The following is a 16204-nucleotide window of genomic DNA, read 5'->3' on the forward strand; positions in this document are numbered from 1 at the left end:
TCTATCGCGCCGACGTCACCACTCGCCTCCCCACGCACCTACGCGGGCCTTCCGACACGTCCGGTGCACAGCAGCGGAGCTACGACGTCCCCCTGCTCTGCCGGGCCGCATAACTCTTCTTCAACCGCCGCAGGTAGAGAATCGAGTCCTCCGGCGAGAGCGCCGCGACACCCAACCTGTCCATCAGTGCCGAATACGCGGCGATGTGGTCTCGCCGGCTGATGTACACGGCACTCGTGAACTGTTCGATGTAGACCAGGTCCGGAACGGTCTCCGAGAAGCCGAATCGCAGATGACTGAACGACTCCGCGGTCAGGGCGGGTGCCCCCTTCCACGCCAGGATCTGGATGGTCACGTTTCGTTTGCCCGCCATGTAGAGCAGGTGTTCGATCTGCTCCAGCATCACCTCGGGCCGCGCGGTGACGCGTTTGAATATGCCTTCGTCGAGAATCGCCCACAGTTTCGGAGGAGACGGTCCGAACAGGACATTCTGGCGCCCGATCCGCATTTCGACCCGCTGGGTCACCTCGCCGACTCCAGACGCGCGCAGGACCCAGCTCGCATAGTCGGCGGTTTGCAGAAGTCCGGGCACGAAAGCCATTTCGACCGTGCGTATCGACTCGGCTTGCTGCTCGAGACCGATGTACTGTTCGAACCATTTGGGTACGACATCGTCGTACTGCGTCCACCATCCGGAACGGGTCAACGCGGCGGTGAGCCACATCAGTTCGGCACGAAAGTCGGAGTCGTCGGCGCCGTAGGCCTTCAAGATCCGCGGAATCGTCAGATCGTCCAGCTCTGCGTGGCCGTCCTCGAGCCGGCGCAGATGATCGGGTGAGCAGTCCAGCATCTCGATCGCGACCTCTTCGGTGAGCCCCCGGCGTTCACGCAGATGCCGGATGTACGAGCCCAAAGCTTGCCGAAGCCTGCGTTCACTGCCTCCCACCTCGTGAGCGGCCGCACGTCCGCCGTGGGCACTCGGGGCGGGATCATGGACATCCCCCGCGCCCAGTGACCCGATTATGTCCGAGATCGTCTCGGCCAATCGGACGCCTTTGGCGGCGTCACTGCCCTCCGACACCGCGTTCATCAACCGCAAAGCCGCACTGCCAGCTCGCATCGCGGACGGTTCACCGCCACCTCGCGCCGGCGGCAACTGTCCGGCAATGGTGGGTTCACCACCGTGGAGGACGGACTTCGCGCTGCCCGGCATCCAGCCCAGAGCTTGCTCGACGATCGCGAGCGTGCCTTCGGAAACCCCCCGGCTGCCGCGCTCCAAGTCGCCCAGCACGCGGTAGCTCAACCCGGTCTGTTCGGCGAGCTGGTGACGTGTGCGCAGATCGAGCTCCTCGCGGCGAACCACCACCCGATCTGCCAGCCGCTTCCAATCACAGTCCTCGGCTGCTCCCATGGGCACACTATGCCACCCGCTCGCGCTGACGCCAAGGAATAGCCTCCGACTTCAACCACCTACTTTGACCAGTACGTCACGATTTGGTGACAGCAGTTTCCTTTTCAATGTGGCAAGTCCTGCCACTTCCTGGCTACGATGCACACATGGCATTGCAGGATGCAACCCGCGTCGGAGCGACTATCCGAGCCATCCGCACGAAGTCAGGACTCTCCGGCGCCGACCTAGCTCGACAGGCCGGGGTCGCCCCGTCGCATCTGGCGAACATCGAGTCGGGCCGGCGCGGTTGCACTCTGGATCTGGCACGCAGGATCGCCAGGGCCCTCGACGTCGAGCTCAACGCGATCACCACCGAGCGCGACTCCGACTGAGACCGCCCCACCGTCCACTCGGACCCCCTACGGCCGCCGCACCACGCGGCACGACAGACCTCATTCCCGCGAACGCTCAACCACGCTTCGAAAGCACAGGTCATGGCACGCAACAGCACGCGGCCCCAACGCCGCGATCATTCGAAACAGCAACAGGCCTTTCGTCTCTGGTGCCTCGCGGTAGCCACCCTGATAGCCGCGATCGCCGGGCTGATCACGGCGCTCATCTGGACCGCGAGCCACGCCGCCGTGCTCCACACCATGGCCGCGGCCGCGGGTGCGTTCACCGCCACGATGGTCATGGGCCTCACGATGATCAGGATCCTGATCCAGAAGAAGTGACGAGACCCCGGCGTCCAGATCGCGCGGCGCCGTCCGATGGAATCGGAATCCCGTTGTCGGGCAAGCGAATCGATGGGCACCCGCATCTCCTCCCGTCCGCGCCGGAAGGCCCGTCACCAGCGCATTCTCACAGCCTCGGCAGGCCGGGCCGCCCTCCTCGAATCCGGCCCGCTCCCGCTGACCCGAAGATCCCCCCACCCACGCGTGTGGTGCCGGTACTGAATGCCAGGCAATACGCCGAAGGCGTTGGCCATCCCCTTGCGCCCGGACCCAAGGCTGAAATATAGTCCGGACACCTGTCCGGACATTGAGGGAGACACGGGAATGAGTGATCTGCGCCCCGCCGACGGCACGAAACTGCTGATCGGCGGCAAGCTGCTCGAGGGGTCGGGTGGTGTTTTCGCGACGATCAATCCGGCGACCGGTGCGCACCTGGGCACGGCGGCGGACGCGACCGCCGACGACATGGGTGCGGCGATCGCGGCCGCGCGGGCGGCGTTCGACGAGACGGACTGGTCGACGGATCCGGCATTCCGCGCGCGGTGCCTGCGCCAGTTGCGGGACGCGATGACCGAGCACGTCGAGGAGCTGCGCGAGATCACCATCGCCGAGGTGGGCGCGCCCCGGATGCTGACCTCCGGCCCGCATCTGGAGGGGCCGGTGGCCGATCTGGGCTTCTTCGCCGATCTCGCCGAAACCTATTCGTGGCGAACCGATCTCCCGATCGCGGAGCCGATGGGCCTGCGCACCCGCAGGCAGCTGCGCCGGGAGGCGGTCGGCGTGGTCGGGGCGATCACGCCGTGGAATTTCCCGCACCAGATCAACCTCGCCAAGATCGGTCCCGCCTTGGCCGCGGGCAACACCGTCGTCCTCAAGCCCGCGCCCGATACTCCTTGGTGCGCAGCGGCTTTGGGCACGCTGGCCGCCGAGCACACCGACATCCCGCCCGGCGTCCTCAATGTCGTCACCTCCTCCGACCACCAGGTCGGGGCGCTGCTGAGCGAGGACCCGCGCGTGGATCTGGTGTCGTTCACCGGTTCCACGCGCACCGGCAAGGCGGTCATGGCCGCGGCCGCGAACACGATCAAGAAGGTGTTCCTCGAACTCGGCGGCAAGTCCGCGTTCGTGGTGCTCGACGACGCCGATATCAAGGCGGCGTGCAGCATGGCGGCCTTCTCGGTGTCGGTGCACGCCGGCCAGGGATGCGCGCTGTGCACCCGCCTGCTCGTTCCCCGCTCGCGGTACGAGGAAGCCCTCGCGGCCACCGCGAAAACGCTGGGCGGCATCCGGGCGGGTGACCCGGACGACCCCCGCACCGTGTGCGGACCGCTCATCTCCGAGCGGCAGCGCGACCGCGTCGAACGCTACCTCGCGCTCGCCGGGAAAGAGGGCGGCGAGATCGTGGTGGGCGGCGGGCGGCCCGCCGACGGCGGCGACGGGTTCTTCGTGGAACCGACGCTGATCGCGGGGGTCTCCAACGCCGCCACCGTCGCCCGGGAGGAGATCTTCGGCCCGGTGCTGGTGATCCTGCCCTACGAGGACGACGACGACGCGATCCGCATCGCCAACGATTCGCCCTACGGCCTGTCCGGCGCGGTGTGGGGCACCGATCCCGACCGGATCGACCGCGTGGTCTCCGCCATCCGCACCGGCACGCTCGGCGTGAACGGCGGCACCTGGTACGCCGCCGATGCGCCCTTCGGCGGCTACAAGCAGTCCGGCATCGGGCGCGAGATGGGCGTTGCCGGCTTCGAGGAATATCTCGAGACCAAGCTCGTCGCCTACCCGGCCTGACCGGCACATCACAACGGCCCCAACACTTTTCGAGGAGAACGTCGACATGAAACGTTTCACCGATCGCACCGCGATCGTCACCGGCGCCGCGCAGGGCATCGGCGCGGAGTACGCCAAAGCGCTTGCCGCCGAGGGCGCCCGGGTGGTGGTGGCCGATATCAACGCCGAGGCGGGCGAGTCGGTGGCCAAGGAGATCACCGCGGCCGGTGGCACCGCGGCCTTCCACGAGGTCGACGTCTCCGACCCCGATTCGGCCGTCGCGCTGGCGGCCTTCACCGCCGAGAAGTTCGGCGGCATCGACCATTTGGTGAACAACGCCGCGATCTACGGCGCAATGAAACTGGATCTGCTGCTGACCGTCCCCTGGGACTACTACAAGCGGTTCATGAGCGTGAACCTAGACGGCGCGCTGAACGTGACCCGCGCGGTGTGGCCGATCATGGCCAAGTCCGGCGGCTCCATCGTGAACCAATCCTCCACCGCCGCCTGGGTGTATTCCGGCTTCTACGGTCTGGCGAAGGTGGGGGTGAACGGTCTCACCCAGCAACTCGCCCACGAACTCGGCGGCTCGAAGATCCGGATCAACGCCATCGCACCCGGCCCGATCGACACCGAGGCGACCAAGACCATCACGCCGAAGAGCATCGTGTCGGACATGGTGCAGCGGTTGCCGCTCAAGCGGATGGGCACACCGCGGGATCTGGTGGGCGCGTGCCTGTTCCTGCTCTCCGACGAGGCGAGCTGGGTGACCGGCCAGATCTTCAATATCGACGGCGGTCAGGTCATCCGGTCATGAACGCCGCGGCCGAGGAAGGCGCCGACGTGCGGGTGGGGTTCATCGGACTGGGCAACATGGGTGCGCCGATGGCGCGGCGGCTGACCGACTGGCCCGGCGGGTTGGTGGTGTGCGACGCGCGCCCGGAAGCGACGGAGAAGTTCGCGGCGGCCGGGGCCACGGTGGCCGCGACACCGGCCGAGGTAGCCGAAACCGCGTCGGTGATCTCGGTGACCGTCCTCGACGACACCCAGGTCCGCGATGTGGTCGCGGGTGAGCACGGCATCCTGCGCAGCGCGAAAGCCGGCACCGTCGTCGCCGTGCACTCCACGATCGCCGACAGCACGGCGATCGAACTCGCCGAACTCTGTCGCGCCCAGGGCGTGGACCTGGTCGACGCCCCGGTCAGCGGTGGCGCGCCGGGCGCGACGCAAGGGCGGCTCGCCGTCATGGTCGGCGGCAGTGACACCGCCTTCGCCGCCGTCCGCCACCCCTTCCGGCTCTGGGCCGACCTGATCGTGCACGCCGGCGATGTGGGCGCGGGGACGCGAATGAAGCTGGCGCGCAACCTGTTGCACTTCGTCTCCTTCGCCGCCGCCACCGAGGCCGCGCGGCTCGCCGAGGCCGCCGGTCTCGACATCCGCCGCCTCGGCGAGGTCGTCCGGCACTCCGACGCGGTCACCGGCGGGCCCGGCGCCATCCTGTGGCGCGACACCACCGCCGCACTCACACCCGGCGATTCCTGGCTGCCGATCATGTCCCACGTCCGCGACCTCGGGGAGAAGGATCTCGGGCTGGCGCTGGCGCTCGGTGACCGACTCGGGCTCGACCTGCCGCTGGCCCGGCTCGGGCTGATCCGCCTCGCCGAGGGCCTCGGCCTCGACGCCTCCCCCGTCACCGAACCGAACGGAGCACCCCGATGACCGACGACGCGCGCGCCCGCGGACTGGCCCGGATGAAGGAGGTCTACGGCTGGCAACCGCCCGAGATCGACGGCGCCTTCTTCGCCACCACCGTCGACCACCTCTTCGCCGAGATCTGGAACCGCCCGGGACTCACCGACCGCGACCGCAGACTGCTGCTGCTCGGCGTGCTCACCGCCCAGGGCCGGATGGAGACCGCGGAGATCCAGATCCACGCGGCCCTGCACAACGAAGAGCTGACCGAGGAGCAGCTGCGCGAGATCGCGCTGTTCCTGTGTCACTACGTCGGCTGGCCGAACGGCACCCGCCTGGACACCACGATCGGCACCGTCGTGGACCGGGTCCGCAAAGGCGGGCAACCGCAGATGCGACGACCGAAATAGCAGGCGGCACCCAGCGGGATTCACCCTCGGCGGGCAAACTCGGCGACCTGGGTTCGGACAACACGACCGCGCCGCAGAATACCCGATAATTAGAGCGACCGGATCGCCGGTGATGTCCATCCGCGCGGGTTTCTGCACGGACGGATATCGCCGTGAACAAAGGCAACCGAAATAGCGCGCGGAATGCGTGTGGCTTGCCGTTTCACAACTTCTCCGACTACCATGGAATGGTGTCCGAAAACAATTCCGATTCCGTGATTCTCGAAGCCACGCGGCGGCGCCTGACCGAGAAGCAGGCCGACACGGTCGACCGGCTGACGAAGGCCACCATCGAGGTGCTCGAGCGCGAGGGCTACGCCGGCCTCACGGTACGGATGGTCGCCGCGGCGGCCGGCGTGGGCACCGCCACGGCCTACACGTACTTCTCCTCCAAGGAACACCTTGTCGCCGAAGTGTTCTGGCGGCGCTTGCTACAAGCACCCCACCTCGAGTACACCCGGGAGCAGACGAGCGCCGATCGCGTGGTCGCGGCCCTGCGGCAGGTCTCGCTCGTCGTCGGGGGCGAGAGCGAACTCGCGGGCGCGGTGACCAGCGCGCTGCTCGGCCAGGATCCCGACGTCGCCCATTTACGGGTGCGCATCGGCTTGGAGATTCGGCATCGCATCGCCGAGGCCATGGGACCGGACCCCGACGACCATATTCTCGAGGCGTTGGAAATGCTGTACGCGGGCGCGCTGGTACGTGCGGGCATGGGTTACGGAACGTACAACGAAATGGCCGACCGGATCGAAAAGACCACGCGCCTGCTCCTGCGCTGACAGCACAGAGAATCAGCGGCCGCCCCGCGAAAATGGGGCGGCTTTTTCGCGCCCGTTCGACTCTGCGCGACATTGCGACACCCCCCGGATTGTAGTACCGTCTGGACAGGTGTCTATACGAGGCTACGACCCGATCGGCCACGGCCGCGGGAAGTCCGAGCCAGACGATTGAGAGGTCTTCGATGACGCTTCTGAAGCCACAGCGCGTGTCCGGCGGCGAGCACGAGCACGGCCACCTCGAGGAGATGCGCGTCGATCCGATCGGCCTGATGTGGCGGGTCCGCGAGGAGTGCGGCGATGTCGGCGTGTTCGAGCTGGCCGGGCGCGACGTGGTGCTGCTCTCCGGCGACGAGGCCAACGAGTTCTTCTTCCGGTCCTCCGACGACGACCTGGACCAGCAGGCCGCCTATCCCTTCATGAAGCCGATCTTCGGCGAAGGCGTCGTGTTCGACGCCAGCCCCGAGCGCCGCAAGGAGATGCTGCACAACCAGGCGCTGCGCGCCGACCACATGCGGGGCCACGCCGCCACGATCTCCCGCGAGGTCGACCGGATGGTCGAGCACTGGGGTGAGTCGGGCGAGATCGACCTGCTGGAGTTCTTCGCCGAGTTGACGATCTACACCTCCTCGGCCTGCCTCATCGGCACGAAGTTCCGCGAGCAGCTCGACAGCCGCTTCGCACGCCTCTACCACGACCTCGAACGCGGCACCGACGCCCTCGCCTACGTGGACCCGTACCTGCCGATCGAGAGCTTCCGCGTGCGCGACGAATCCCGGCGCAAGCTCGTGGAGTTGGTGCAGGAGATCATGAACGACCGGATCGCGCATCCCCCGCGGGGCAAGGACGACCGCGACATGCTCGATGTCCTCGTCTCGATCAAGGACGAGGCCGGCGCGCCCCGGTTCTCCGCCTCCGAGATCACCGGGATCTTCATCTCCATGATGTTCGCCGGGCACCACACCACCTCGGGCACCGCGGCGTGGACGGTCATCGAACTGCTGCGCCACCCGGAGGTGATGGCCGAGGTCGTCGCGGAGCTGGACAGCCTGTTCGCCGACGACACCGAGGTGAATTTCCGTGCGCTGCGACGGATTCCACGACTCGAGGCCACGCTCAAGGAGACGTTGCGCCTGCATCCGCCGCTCATCGTCCTGATGCGCGTGGCCCGGGGTGAGTTCGAGGTGTGCGGACATCGCATCGCCCCTGGCGATCTCGTCGCCGCCACACCGGCGGTGTCGAACCGGCTCCCCGAGAGCTTCCCCGATCCCGACGCCTTCGACCCGGGCCGATACATCGACCCGAATCAGGCCGACGTGATCAACCGCTGGACCTGGATTCCGTTCGGGGCGGGCAGGCACCGGTGTGTCGGTGCGGCGTTCGCGCTCATGCAGATGAAGGCGATCTTCTGCATTCTCCTGCGCGACTGGGAGTTCGAGATGGCCCAGCCCTCCGACACCTACCGCAACGACCACTCGAAGATGGTGGTGCAGCTGCAGCAGCCCTGCCGCGTCCGCTACCGCAGGCGCTCGCGCTAGCCGGCGCGCGGGCCTGCTGCCCACCCCGGACATCGATCGGGCGGAGCTGAATCGCCTCGTCCGGGAACGTCAGCCCGAGGTCGTCGATCGCACCGGCTGGCTCGCGATCGACAGCGCGGAACGGGCGGCGGGCGCCTCCCGAGGGCGGCCGCGCACCAAGTTCATCACCCTCGAGCATGTCCTGAGCGCCGCCCGGGGGCAGTAGGCCCCCGGGCGGCAGCCCTCACGACAGCAGCCTGCGCAGGAGCCGGTTGCCGAATCCGAAGCGCACCAAGGCATTCAGCTGCCGTGCCGTGGACGCGTCGTACGGGTACCACACGTGCTCCTTGCGCGCGGCGCGGCGGGTGAGGAGGACGGGTTGCGCGTGGGTGTAGCCGCGCGGTCCCTCGGCGCCGTTATTGATGTGCCCGAGTCCGCTGTCCTTGCGGCCGCCGAACGGCGCCTCGGGGACGCCGTAGATGACGGCCGCGTCGTTGTGCACCACCGATCCGGTGTCGAGGCGGGCGGCGATCCGGCGGGCCTTCTCGCGATCCTCGGTGAAGACCGAACCGCTCAGCCCGTAGGGGCTGTCGTTGGCGAGGCGGATGGCTTCGTCCTCATCGCGCACGCGCATGATCGCGACGACCGGTCCGAACGTCTCCTCCGTCATGAGTGTCATGTCGTGCGTGACGTCGGTGACCACCGTCGGCTCGAAATGCAGGCCGTCGCCGCCGACCGGTTCACCGCCGAGCAGGACGGTCGCACCCCGGTCGCGCGCGTCGGCGAGGTGGCGGCGCACCACCTCCAGCTGCCGGTCCCAGACAAGCGGACCTACGTCGGCGGAATCCGCACGGCGATAACGGACTTCGGCCACCTTCTCACACACGCTCCGGATGAACTCGTCGGCGACGCTGTCCACGACATAGACGCGTTCGACGCTCAAACACACCTGCCCGCAATTGAACAGCGAGAGGTACACCGCGCCGGCCGCGGCGCGTTCGAGATCGGCGTCCGCGCACACGATCATCGCGTCCTTGCCGCCCAGCTCCAGCGTGCACGGCGTGAGCGCCGCGCCGCACGCCGCGCCGATCTTCCGGCCGGTCGCCACGCTGCCGGTGAAGCTGATCTTGTCCAGCCCGGCCTCGACCAGGGCGGCGCCGGTCTCGCCGTCGCCGTGCAGCACCTGGACGACGTCGGCGGGCACCCCGGCCTCGCGCAGGATGCGCACCACCCACTCGCCCGAATACGGCGTCACCTCGGACGGTTTGAGGATCACGGCGTTGCCCGCGAGCAAGGCCTGCGCCACCGGGTTGAGCGACAGCACGAACGGCCCGTTCCACGGAGTGATGACGCCCACCACCCCCAGCGGGCGGTAGTGCACGAACAGCGTCTTGAACGGGCGCAGGTAGCCGTGCAGCCCGCGCCGCTCGGGCCGCAGCGCCCGCTCGGCGCGGGCGCTCCAGTGGTTGAGGAAGTCGCACGCGGGCACGATCTCCATCGTGAGCGCCTCGACGCGCGGTTTGCCGGTCTCGGCGTGCACCGTCTCGATGATCTCGTCACGGCGGCGGACCAGCACGTCCAGCGCGCGCCCCACGATCCTGGCGCGCTCGCGCACCGGAAGCGCCGCCCAGCCGGGCTGCGCCGCGCGGGCGCGCGCGACGGCCTCGTCGACATCGCCGCGCCCACTCACCTCCAGTTCACCGAGGCGGCGCCGGTCGACCGGGCTGACCAGGGCGAGGCGGCGCCTGCCCGCGGCGGTGTCGGGCAGCGTTCGGATGATGGCCATATCTCTCCTCGTCGGATGCGCTGCGGCGCTACGCGTAGCGGACGTGCCAGTGCTTGATGCCGTTCACGAAGCTCGACCGCAGCCGAGCCGGTTCCGCCACCTGTCGCAGGCCGGGCATCACGTCGGCGATCGCGTCGAAGATCAGTTCCAGCTGCAGCCGCGCGAGGTTGGCCCCGACGCAGTAGTGCGGCCCCGTACCGCCGAAACCCAAGTGCGGGTTGGGATCTCGCAGGATATCGAAGGTGGACGGGTCGTCGAACGCCTCCTCGTCGAAGTTCGCCGAGCTGTAGAACATCGCCACCCGCTGGCCGGCGCGGATCGCCTGTCCTCCGAGTTCGACATCCTGGGTGGCGGTGCGCTGGAAGGCGATCACCGGGGTGGCCCAGCGCACGATCTCGTCCGGCGCGGTGCGCGGGCGCTGTTGCTTGAAGATCTCCCACTGTTCGGGGTGGTCGACGAAGGCCTTCATGCCGTGCGTGGTGGCGTTGCGGGTGGTCTCGTTGCCCGCGACCGTCAGCAGGATCATGAAGAAGCCGAACTCGTCGGGGGTGAGCGATTCGCCGTCGATATCGGCGGTCACCAGCTTGGACACCAGGTCCTCGCCGGGATCCTGGCGCCGGGTCTCGGCCATCTGCCACGCGTAGCCCAGGATGCCGGCGGTGGCGACGGTCGGGTCGCCGTACTCGGGGTCGTCGAAGTTCAGCATCTCGTTCGACCAGTCGAACAGGCGCAGCCGGTCTTCCTGTGGCACACCGAGCAATTCGGCGATCGCTTGCAGCGGCAGTTCCCGGGCGACCTGGTCGACGAAGTCGCCGCCGCCCGTCTGCCGCGCGGCGTGCACGATGGCTCCGGCCCGCTCGGCCAGCGCCGCCCGCAGCGCCTCGACCGCGCGCGGGGTGAAGCCCCGCGAGATGATCCGGCGCACCTTCGAGTGTTTCGGCGGATCCATGTTCACCAGCATCGTCTTCGTGAGTTCGAAGGCGTCGGGGCTCACATCGCCCGGGAAGCGCAGGATCGCGCCGTTGGCGTTGGACGAGAACAGCGCCGGGCTGCGCGAGATCTCCCGGACGTCCTCGTGCCTGGTCACGACCCAGAAGCCGCCGTCGTGGTACGGCGCGCACATCTCGTCGGACTGGCCGTTCCACCACACCGGCGAGGTGCGCCGCAGCAGGGCGAACTCCTCGACGGGTGTGCGATCGGCCCACAGATCGGGGTCGGAGAAATCCAGGGCGGCGGGCAGCGCTGCTGGGGACACGATTACCTCCTCGGCCCGCCGTGCGGGCAGCGGTTGTGACGTCGGCGGGGATCGCACCGACCGTCCGCGGCGACCGCCCGCCGGGCGATGACTCGTGCGGGCCTGCTGCGGTGCCGCGCGGAGCGCAATCCTGCGCTCACTAAAACGCGTTTCAATTAACGATCAGATTGAGCTGGTGAGCACACTGCGATCATACATGTCACATTGAATCGTATGATCGACTCCAGGGGAAGCCCCCGACGGTTCCAGCGACCGGGACGACACCCGCACAGCGCGGGGCGCCCACCGGTACCGCCCGTCGCCCGACCGCACCCATCGAGCACACTTGACCCATGAAACGACCGGCGTGGAACGGCTCGCCCCCACGGGACGCGCACGAGGCGCGCACCCGGATCCTCGAGGCGACCATGCGCGGCATCGACACCCGCGGGGCGCGGCGCACGAACCTCAGCACCGTCGCCGAAGCGCTGGGCGTGACGCGCCAGACCGTGTACCGGCACTTCCTCAGCACCGAGGAACTGTTCACCGCCGTCGGTTTCGCCGCGCTCGACCACTACGTGAACCAGCTCCTCGCGCATCTCGGGGACACCGACGATCCCGCGGAGTTCGTGGTCGAGGCCGTCGCCTACACGATCGAACGACTCCCCCACGATCGCTACCTGACCGTCCTGCTCGCGGCGGGCCGGCCGTCCGCGTTCTCGCGCCGCGCCATGACCGAGCAATCCCTCAAGGTGTGCCGCGCGGTCCTCGAGCGCTCGCCCGTCGACTGGGCGCGCCGGGGCTACGGCGACGCGGAGCTGATCGAGCTCAGCGAGTTCGTGGTCCGGCTGCTGCTGTCGTTCATCGCCGACCCGCGACCGTCCGAGCGCGACTCCGCCGAATTGCGCCGGTTCCTGCGCCGATGGGTCGCGCCCGCGCTGCGGGAGCCGGCCGGCGCGAGCGACCGGACGGCCGCGGGGACCTGACTCCCCCGCCTCGACCGGCGGCACCCGATACCGAAGTCCACCACCACCATTCACCCCGACACCCAAGGAGACCACCGTGCGGATCGGCATCCTACTCAGCGAGCGCGCCGGCGCGGATTCCCTCGACCGATTGGCCGACGACCTCGCCGAGGTCCACGCGGAGGGGTTCTCCTCCGCGTGGCTGTCGCACATCTTCGGCCTCGACGCCCTCACCGCCCTCGCGGTGATCGGCGCCCGCGTGCCCGATATCGAACTCGGCACGGCGGTCGTGCCGAGCTATCCGCGCCACCCCGCCGCGCTCGCCCAGCAGGCTCGCACCGTCGCGCTCGCCGTCGGCCCCGGCCGCCTCACGCTCGGCGTCGGGTTGTCGCACCAGCGGGTGATCGAGGACATGTACGGCTACGACTTCGACAAGCCCGCACGGCACATGTCCGAGTACGTCGCCGTCCTGGCCCCGCTGCTGGCGGGCGAACCCGCCGACTTCCGGGGCGAAACCCTGTCCGGCACCCTCGATCTCGGCGTTCCCAACCCCGAACCGGTGCCCCTGGTGCTGGCGGCGCTCGGCCCGCGCATGCTGCGCCTGGCCGGGCGGCGGACGGCGGGCACCACGCTGTGGATGACCGGCCCGAAGACCATCGCCGAGCACATCACGCCCACCATCACCGCGGCCGCCCGCGACGCCGGACGCCCCGATCCGCGCATCATCTGCGCGCTGCCGGTCTGCGTGACCGACGATCCGGACGACGCGCGCAGCCGGGCCGAGAAGGCGTTCGGCTTCTACGGGCAGCTGCCGTCCTACCGCGCCATGATGGACCGGGAAGGCGTGGACGGCCCCGTCGACCTGGCCCTCATCGGCACCGAGGACGAGGTCGCGGCCCGGATTCGCGCCATCGCCGACGCGGGGGCCACGGACTTCGTCGCGGCCCCGTTCACGCGGGGTGAGAGCGCGAAAAGGACCAGGGCACTGCTCACTTCGCTCGACTGACGCTTCCGCGCCGCCGAGGCCGCGGATCGGGCGGCCTCGGCGGATCGTCCGCAGCGTGGCCGACGCCCGGCGTTCTCGGCGGATCGCCCGCAGCCCGGCCCGCGCCCGGCATTCACGGCGCATTGCCCCCAGCACGCCCGGCGCCCTGCATTCACGGCGGATCACCCGCAGCGCGACCCGCACCCCGGGTTCTCGCCGTATCACCCCCAGCGCTGCCGACGCTCGGCGTTCTCGGCTGGCGTTCTCGGCCGGCGACCGCGGCACGGGTCACGAACTCGCACTCACCGAGGCCCTGAACTCCCGGTGTGTTCGGCGGCGAGCCGGCTCGCCCGCCGGTAGTCGGCCTTGCCGGTCGGCGACCGCACGATCTCCCGGCACCGGATGATGGGCCTTGGGCAGCTTGTAGCGCGCCACATGAACCGCGCACTCGTCCAGGAGTTCCCGATCGCCGATGCCGTTGTCGCTCAACTGGACCAGGGCGACGACCTCGCTGCCCCACCGGTCCGAGGGCCGCCCGACCACCACCACGTCCAGCACGCCGGGATGGGCGGCGAGGGCGCGCTCCACCTCCTCGACGAAGATCTTCTCGCCGCCGGAGTCGACGGTGGGGTTGTCGCGGCCGAGCAGTTCGATCCGCCCGTCGCCGAGGACGGTCGCTCGGTCCCCGGCGACCGCCCACCGGGTGCCGTCGACGACCGGAAAGGTGCGCGCGGTCTTGGCTTCGTCGCCCAGGTAGCCGAGGGGGATGCGTCCCCGCTGAGCCAGCCACCCGGAGGAACCCGCTGTCTATCACCGATATCGGCACGTACCGCACGGGCCAGACCGCCCGACGGCCCGATCGGATCAATAGCTGTTGTGTATATATCCATCGAGCATTGGTGGACGTGCGAATGCGCCATCGAACTGCGTTTTCACGCGATTTCAACCCCGAAAGCCGATCCAGAACTCCCGTCGACATCGGAATCAGCACCGGACGAAAGTGTCTGCCGCCACATTCTTCCCTTGCCCACCCCTTTTACATGTAGTACGGTCCAGACTGCTGTCCAGTTTACTGACTGGACATTTGAATCCCGAGAGGTTTCGCCGCGACGCCCGCCGGCTCGCGGCCTTCCGCCGAGTCGTGACGCGCGGACTCCGGTGGCACAGGGAGGTGCGATGTCGACCGTCACCGTGACCACACCGGCGACTCCCGTGCCCGACACCGCGGGCGCGGTCCTGCGCCGCAATTTCGCCGAGACCGTGCTGTCGAGCCTCGCCACCTTCGGCCGAGCGCTGCGCATGGCCGTGCACGCGGCGCGCGTGGGCGCCGCCGACGCCGCACTCCTGCGCTTCCACACCCACGAAAGCCTCGGGCAGGCATGGTTTCTCATCAAAGTGACCGCGATCCCCAGCGTCCTGATGGCCATTCCGTTCGGCGTCATCCTGTCCGCCCAGGTCGGCAATATCGTCTCCCAGTTGGGGGCGAATTCGATGATCGGCGCCGCGGGCGGGCTCGGCGTGATCAAACAGGGCGCGCCGATGGCCGCGGGCATCCTGCTGGGCGGTGCGGGCGCGGCGGCGATCGCGGCCGACCTGGGCGCGCGCACGGTCCGCGAGGAGGTCGACGCCATGCGGGTGATGGGCGCCGATCCCGTACGGCGCCTGGTGGTTCCGCGCATCGCGGCGATGATGCTGGTCGCGCCGCTGCTCACCATCCTGATCATCGTGGTCGGCATCGCCGCGGGCTTCCTCGTCGCGGTCCTCGCGCTGGACGTGACGCCGGGCAGTTACTGGGACTCGTTCGGCGCGTTCACCTCCGCCACCGACGTGTGGGTGTCGCTGGTGAAGTCGCTGCTGTTCGGGTTCCTGGTCGTCGTCATCGCCTGCCAGCGCGGTCTGGAGGCCCACGGCGGTCCGCGCGGCGTGGCCGACGGCGTCAACGCCGCCGTGGTGATGTCGGTCGCCGCCATCACCGTGCTGAATACCGTTGTCACGCAACTGGTCACGATGCTCGTCCCGATGAGGACGGCGTGAGATGACGGCATCCTCGTATCTGCCGGTCGGAGTGCGCTGGGTGGGGCGCGTGCGGCACCGGGTGCACCCGATGCGGCCGGTCGAGACCGTCGGCTTCGTGCTCGGCTTCTGCGGGCGGGTGCTCGCCTCGGTGCCGTTCACCCTGGTCCACTACCGGCGTCAGACGGTCACCGCGATCACGGACATGACGTGGGGGCGCGGGTCGGTGATCATCGGCGGCGGCGTGGTGCCCCTGATGCTGCTGATGGGCGCCGCCATGGGCGCGTCCATCGGCATCGAGGCCTACCACGCGCTCGACTCGCTCGCGCTCGGGCAGCTCAGCGGCCTCATCTCCGCTTTCGGCGTCACCAGGGAACTGGCACCGATCGCGGCGGGGGTCGGGTTCGCGGCGCAGGCGGGCTGCCGGATGACGGCCGAGATCGGGTCGATGCGGATCTCGGAGGAGATCGACGCCCTCGAATCGCTGGGCATCCGGTCGTTGCCGTTCGTGGTGACCACGCGCGTCATCGCCGGGGTGATCGCGGTGGCGCCCGCCTTCGTCGTCGCGCTGCTGCTCAGCTACCTGTCGTGCCGGCTGATCGTGACCACCATCCACGGCGTGCCCACCGGCACCTACGACCACTACTTCGACCAGTTCGTCCTCTCCTGGGACGTGATCGCCGCGACGATCAAGGTGGTGATCTTCGCCGTGGCCGTGGTGCTCATCCACAGCTACCAGGGGTATTTCGCGGTCGGCGGACCCGAAGGGGTCGGTATCGGCTCCGGGCGCGCCATCCGCGCCAGCTTGGTGGCGATCATCGCGCTGGACATGGTCGCCACGATCGTCCTGTGGGGATTCCAGTCCCCCATCACATTCACCGGGTGACCGC

15 protein-coding genes and 1 pseudogene are annotated in these 16204 nt (G+C 68.9%); 12 read left to right on the forward strand and 4 right to left on the reverse strand.

The genetic code is table 11. The features are described 5' to 3' along the window. Positions 1–79: 79 nt before the first annotated feature. A complete protein-coding gene (locus OHB21_RS31820; protein WP_084537845.1) occupies positions 80–1411 on the reverse strand; it encodes a Scr1 family TA system antitoxin-like transcriptional regulator in 1332 nt (443 codons plus the stop codon). Between the two features lie 146 nt (positions 1412–1557). Between OHB21_RS31820 and OHB21_RS31825 the strand changes: the two genes are divergently transcribed. The 8 genes from OHB21_RS31825 to OHB21_RS31860 all read left to right on the forward strand — a co-directional run bounded on the left by OHB21_RS31825 (position 1558) and on the right by OHB21_RS31860 (position 8352). Next, the gene (locus OHB21_RS31825) at positions 1558–1782 is read left to right on the forward strand and encodes a helix-turn-helix transcriptional regulator (RefSeq protein ID WP_067510957.1); all 225 of its coding nucleotides are present in this window, start codon (positions 1558–1560) and stop codon (positions 1780–1782) included. 102 nt (positions 1783–1884) lie between these two features. Further along, positions 1885–2124, forward strand: a complete 240-nt coding sequence (locus tag OHB21_RS31830) for a hypothetical protein (protein ID WP_067510956.1) — start codon at positions 1885–1887, stop codon at positions 2122–2124. Positions 2125–2448: 324 nt separating this feature from the next. After that, complete coding sequence (locus tag OHB21_RS31835) at positions 2449–3918, forward strand: aldehyde dehydrogenase (RefSeq protein WP_195124423.1); 1470 nt, start codon at positions 2449–2451, stop codon at positions 3916–3918. Between the two features lie 46 nt (positions 3919–3964). Further along, on the forward strand, positions 3965–4714 hold the full coding sequence (locus tag OHB21_RS31840) for an SDR family oxidoreductase (protein WP_067510954.1): 750 nt from the start codon (positions 3965–3967) through the stop codon (positions 4712–4714). Then, positions 4711–5616 (forward strand): NAD(P)-dependent oxidoreductase, encoded by a 906-nt coding sequence (locus OHB21_RS31845; protein WP_195124424.1) that lies wholly within the window; start codon positions 4711–4713, stop codon positions 5614–5616. Before OHB21_RS31840 ends, OHB21_RS31845 begins: the two co-directional genes overlap by 4 nt. Continuing rightward, the gene (locus OHB21_RS31850; RefSeq protein ID WP_067510952.1) at positions 5613–5999 is read left to right on the forward strand and encodes a carboxymuconolactone decarboxylase family protein; all 387 of its coding nucleotides are present in this window, start codon (positions 5613–5615) and stop codon (positions 5997–5999) included. The genes OHB21_RS31845 and OHB21_RS31850 overlap by 4 nt, the downstream gene beginning before the upstream one ends. Positions 6000–6253: 254 nt before the next feature. After that, entirely contained in the window at positions 6254–6817 is a 564-nt protein-coding gene (locus OHB21_RS31855) for a TetR/AcrR family transcriptional regulator (protein WP_195124535.1), read from the forward strand. 182 nt (positions 6818–6999) lie between these two features. Then, on the forward strand, positions 7000–8352 hold the full coding sequence (locus OHB21_RS31860; protein WP_067510950.1) for a cytochrome P450: 1353 nt from the start codon (positions 7000–7002) through the stop codon (positions 8350–8352). Between the two features lie 223 nt (positions 8353–8575). On the opposite strand, the gene OHB21_RS31865 is transcribed toward OHB21_RS31860, so the two are convergent. Together OHB21_RS31865 and OHB21_RS31870 are read right to left on the reverse strand one after the other, a co-directional pair. Continuing rightward, positions 8576–10117: an aldehyde dehydrogenase family protein gene (locus OHB21_RS31865; RefSeq protein WP_067510949.1), complete on the reverse strand. Its 1542-nt coding sequence runs from the start codon at positions 10115–10117 to the stop codon at positions 8576–8578. Positions 10118–10145: 28 nt separating this feature from the next. After that, positions 10146–11372 (reverse strand): cytochrome P450, encoded by a 1227-nt coding sequence (locus tag OHB21_RS31870; protein ID WP_195124425.1) that lies wholly within the window; start codon positions 11370–11372, stop codon positions 10146–10148. A 332-nt stretch (positions 11373–11704) separates the two neighbouring features. On the opposite strand from OHB21_RS31870, the gene OHB21_RS31875 reads away from it, so the two are divergent. Further along, complete coding sequence (locus OHB21_RS31875; RefSeq protein WP_195124426.1) at positions 11705–12337, forward strand: TetR/AcrR family transcriptional regulator; 633 nt, start codon at positions 11705–11707, stop codon at positions 12335–12337. A 76-nt stretch (positions 12338–12413) separates the two neighbouring features. Continuing rightward, a complete protein-coding gene (locus tag OHB21_RS31880; protein ID WP_195124427.1) occupies positions 12414–13322 on the forward strand; it encodes an LLM class F420-dependent oxidoreductase in 909 nt (302 codons plus the stop codon). 281 nt (positions 13323–13603) lie between these two features. Here the strand turns inward: OHB21_RS31880 and OHB21_RS31885 are convergent. Beyond that, positions 13604–14093: pseudogene (locus tag OHB21_RS31885) on the reverse strand (AMP-binding enzyme); the annotation flags it as partial. Positions 14094–14477: 384 nt separating this feature from the next. Between OHB21_RS31885 and OHB21_RS31890 the strand changes: the two are divergent. Together OHB21_RS31890 and OHB21_RS31895 are read left to right on the forward strand one after the other, a co-directional pair. After that, positions 14478–15335, forward strand: a complete 858-nt coding sequence (locus OHB21_RS31890) for an ABC transporter permease (protein WP_195124428.1) — start codon at positions 14478–14480, stop codon at positions 15333–15335. Between the two features lies 1 nt (position 15336). Beyond that, positions 15337–16200 (forward strand): ABC transporter permease, encoded by an 864-nt coding sequence (locus OHB21_RS31895; protein ID WP_195124429.1) that lies wholly within the window; start codon positions 15337–15339, stop codon positions 16198–16200. Positions 16201–16204: the final 4 nt, after the last annotated feature.

The sequence above is a fragment of the Nocardia puris genome (assembly GCF_036051655.1).
Taxonomy (GTDB): domain Bacteria; phylum Actinomycetota; class Actinomycetes; order Mycobacteriales; family Mycobacteriaceae; genus Nocardia; species Nocardia puris.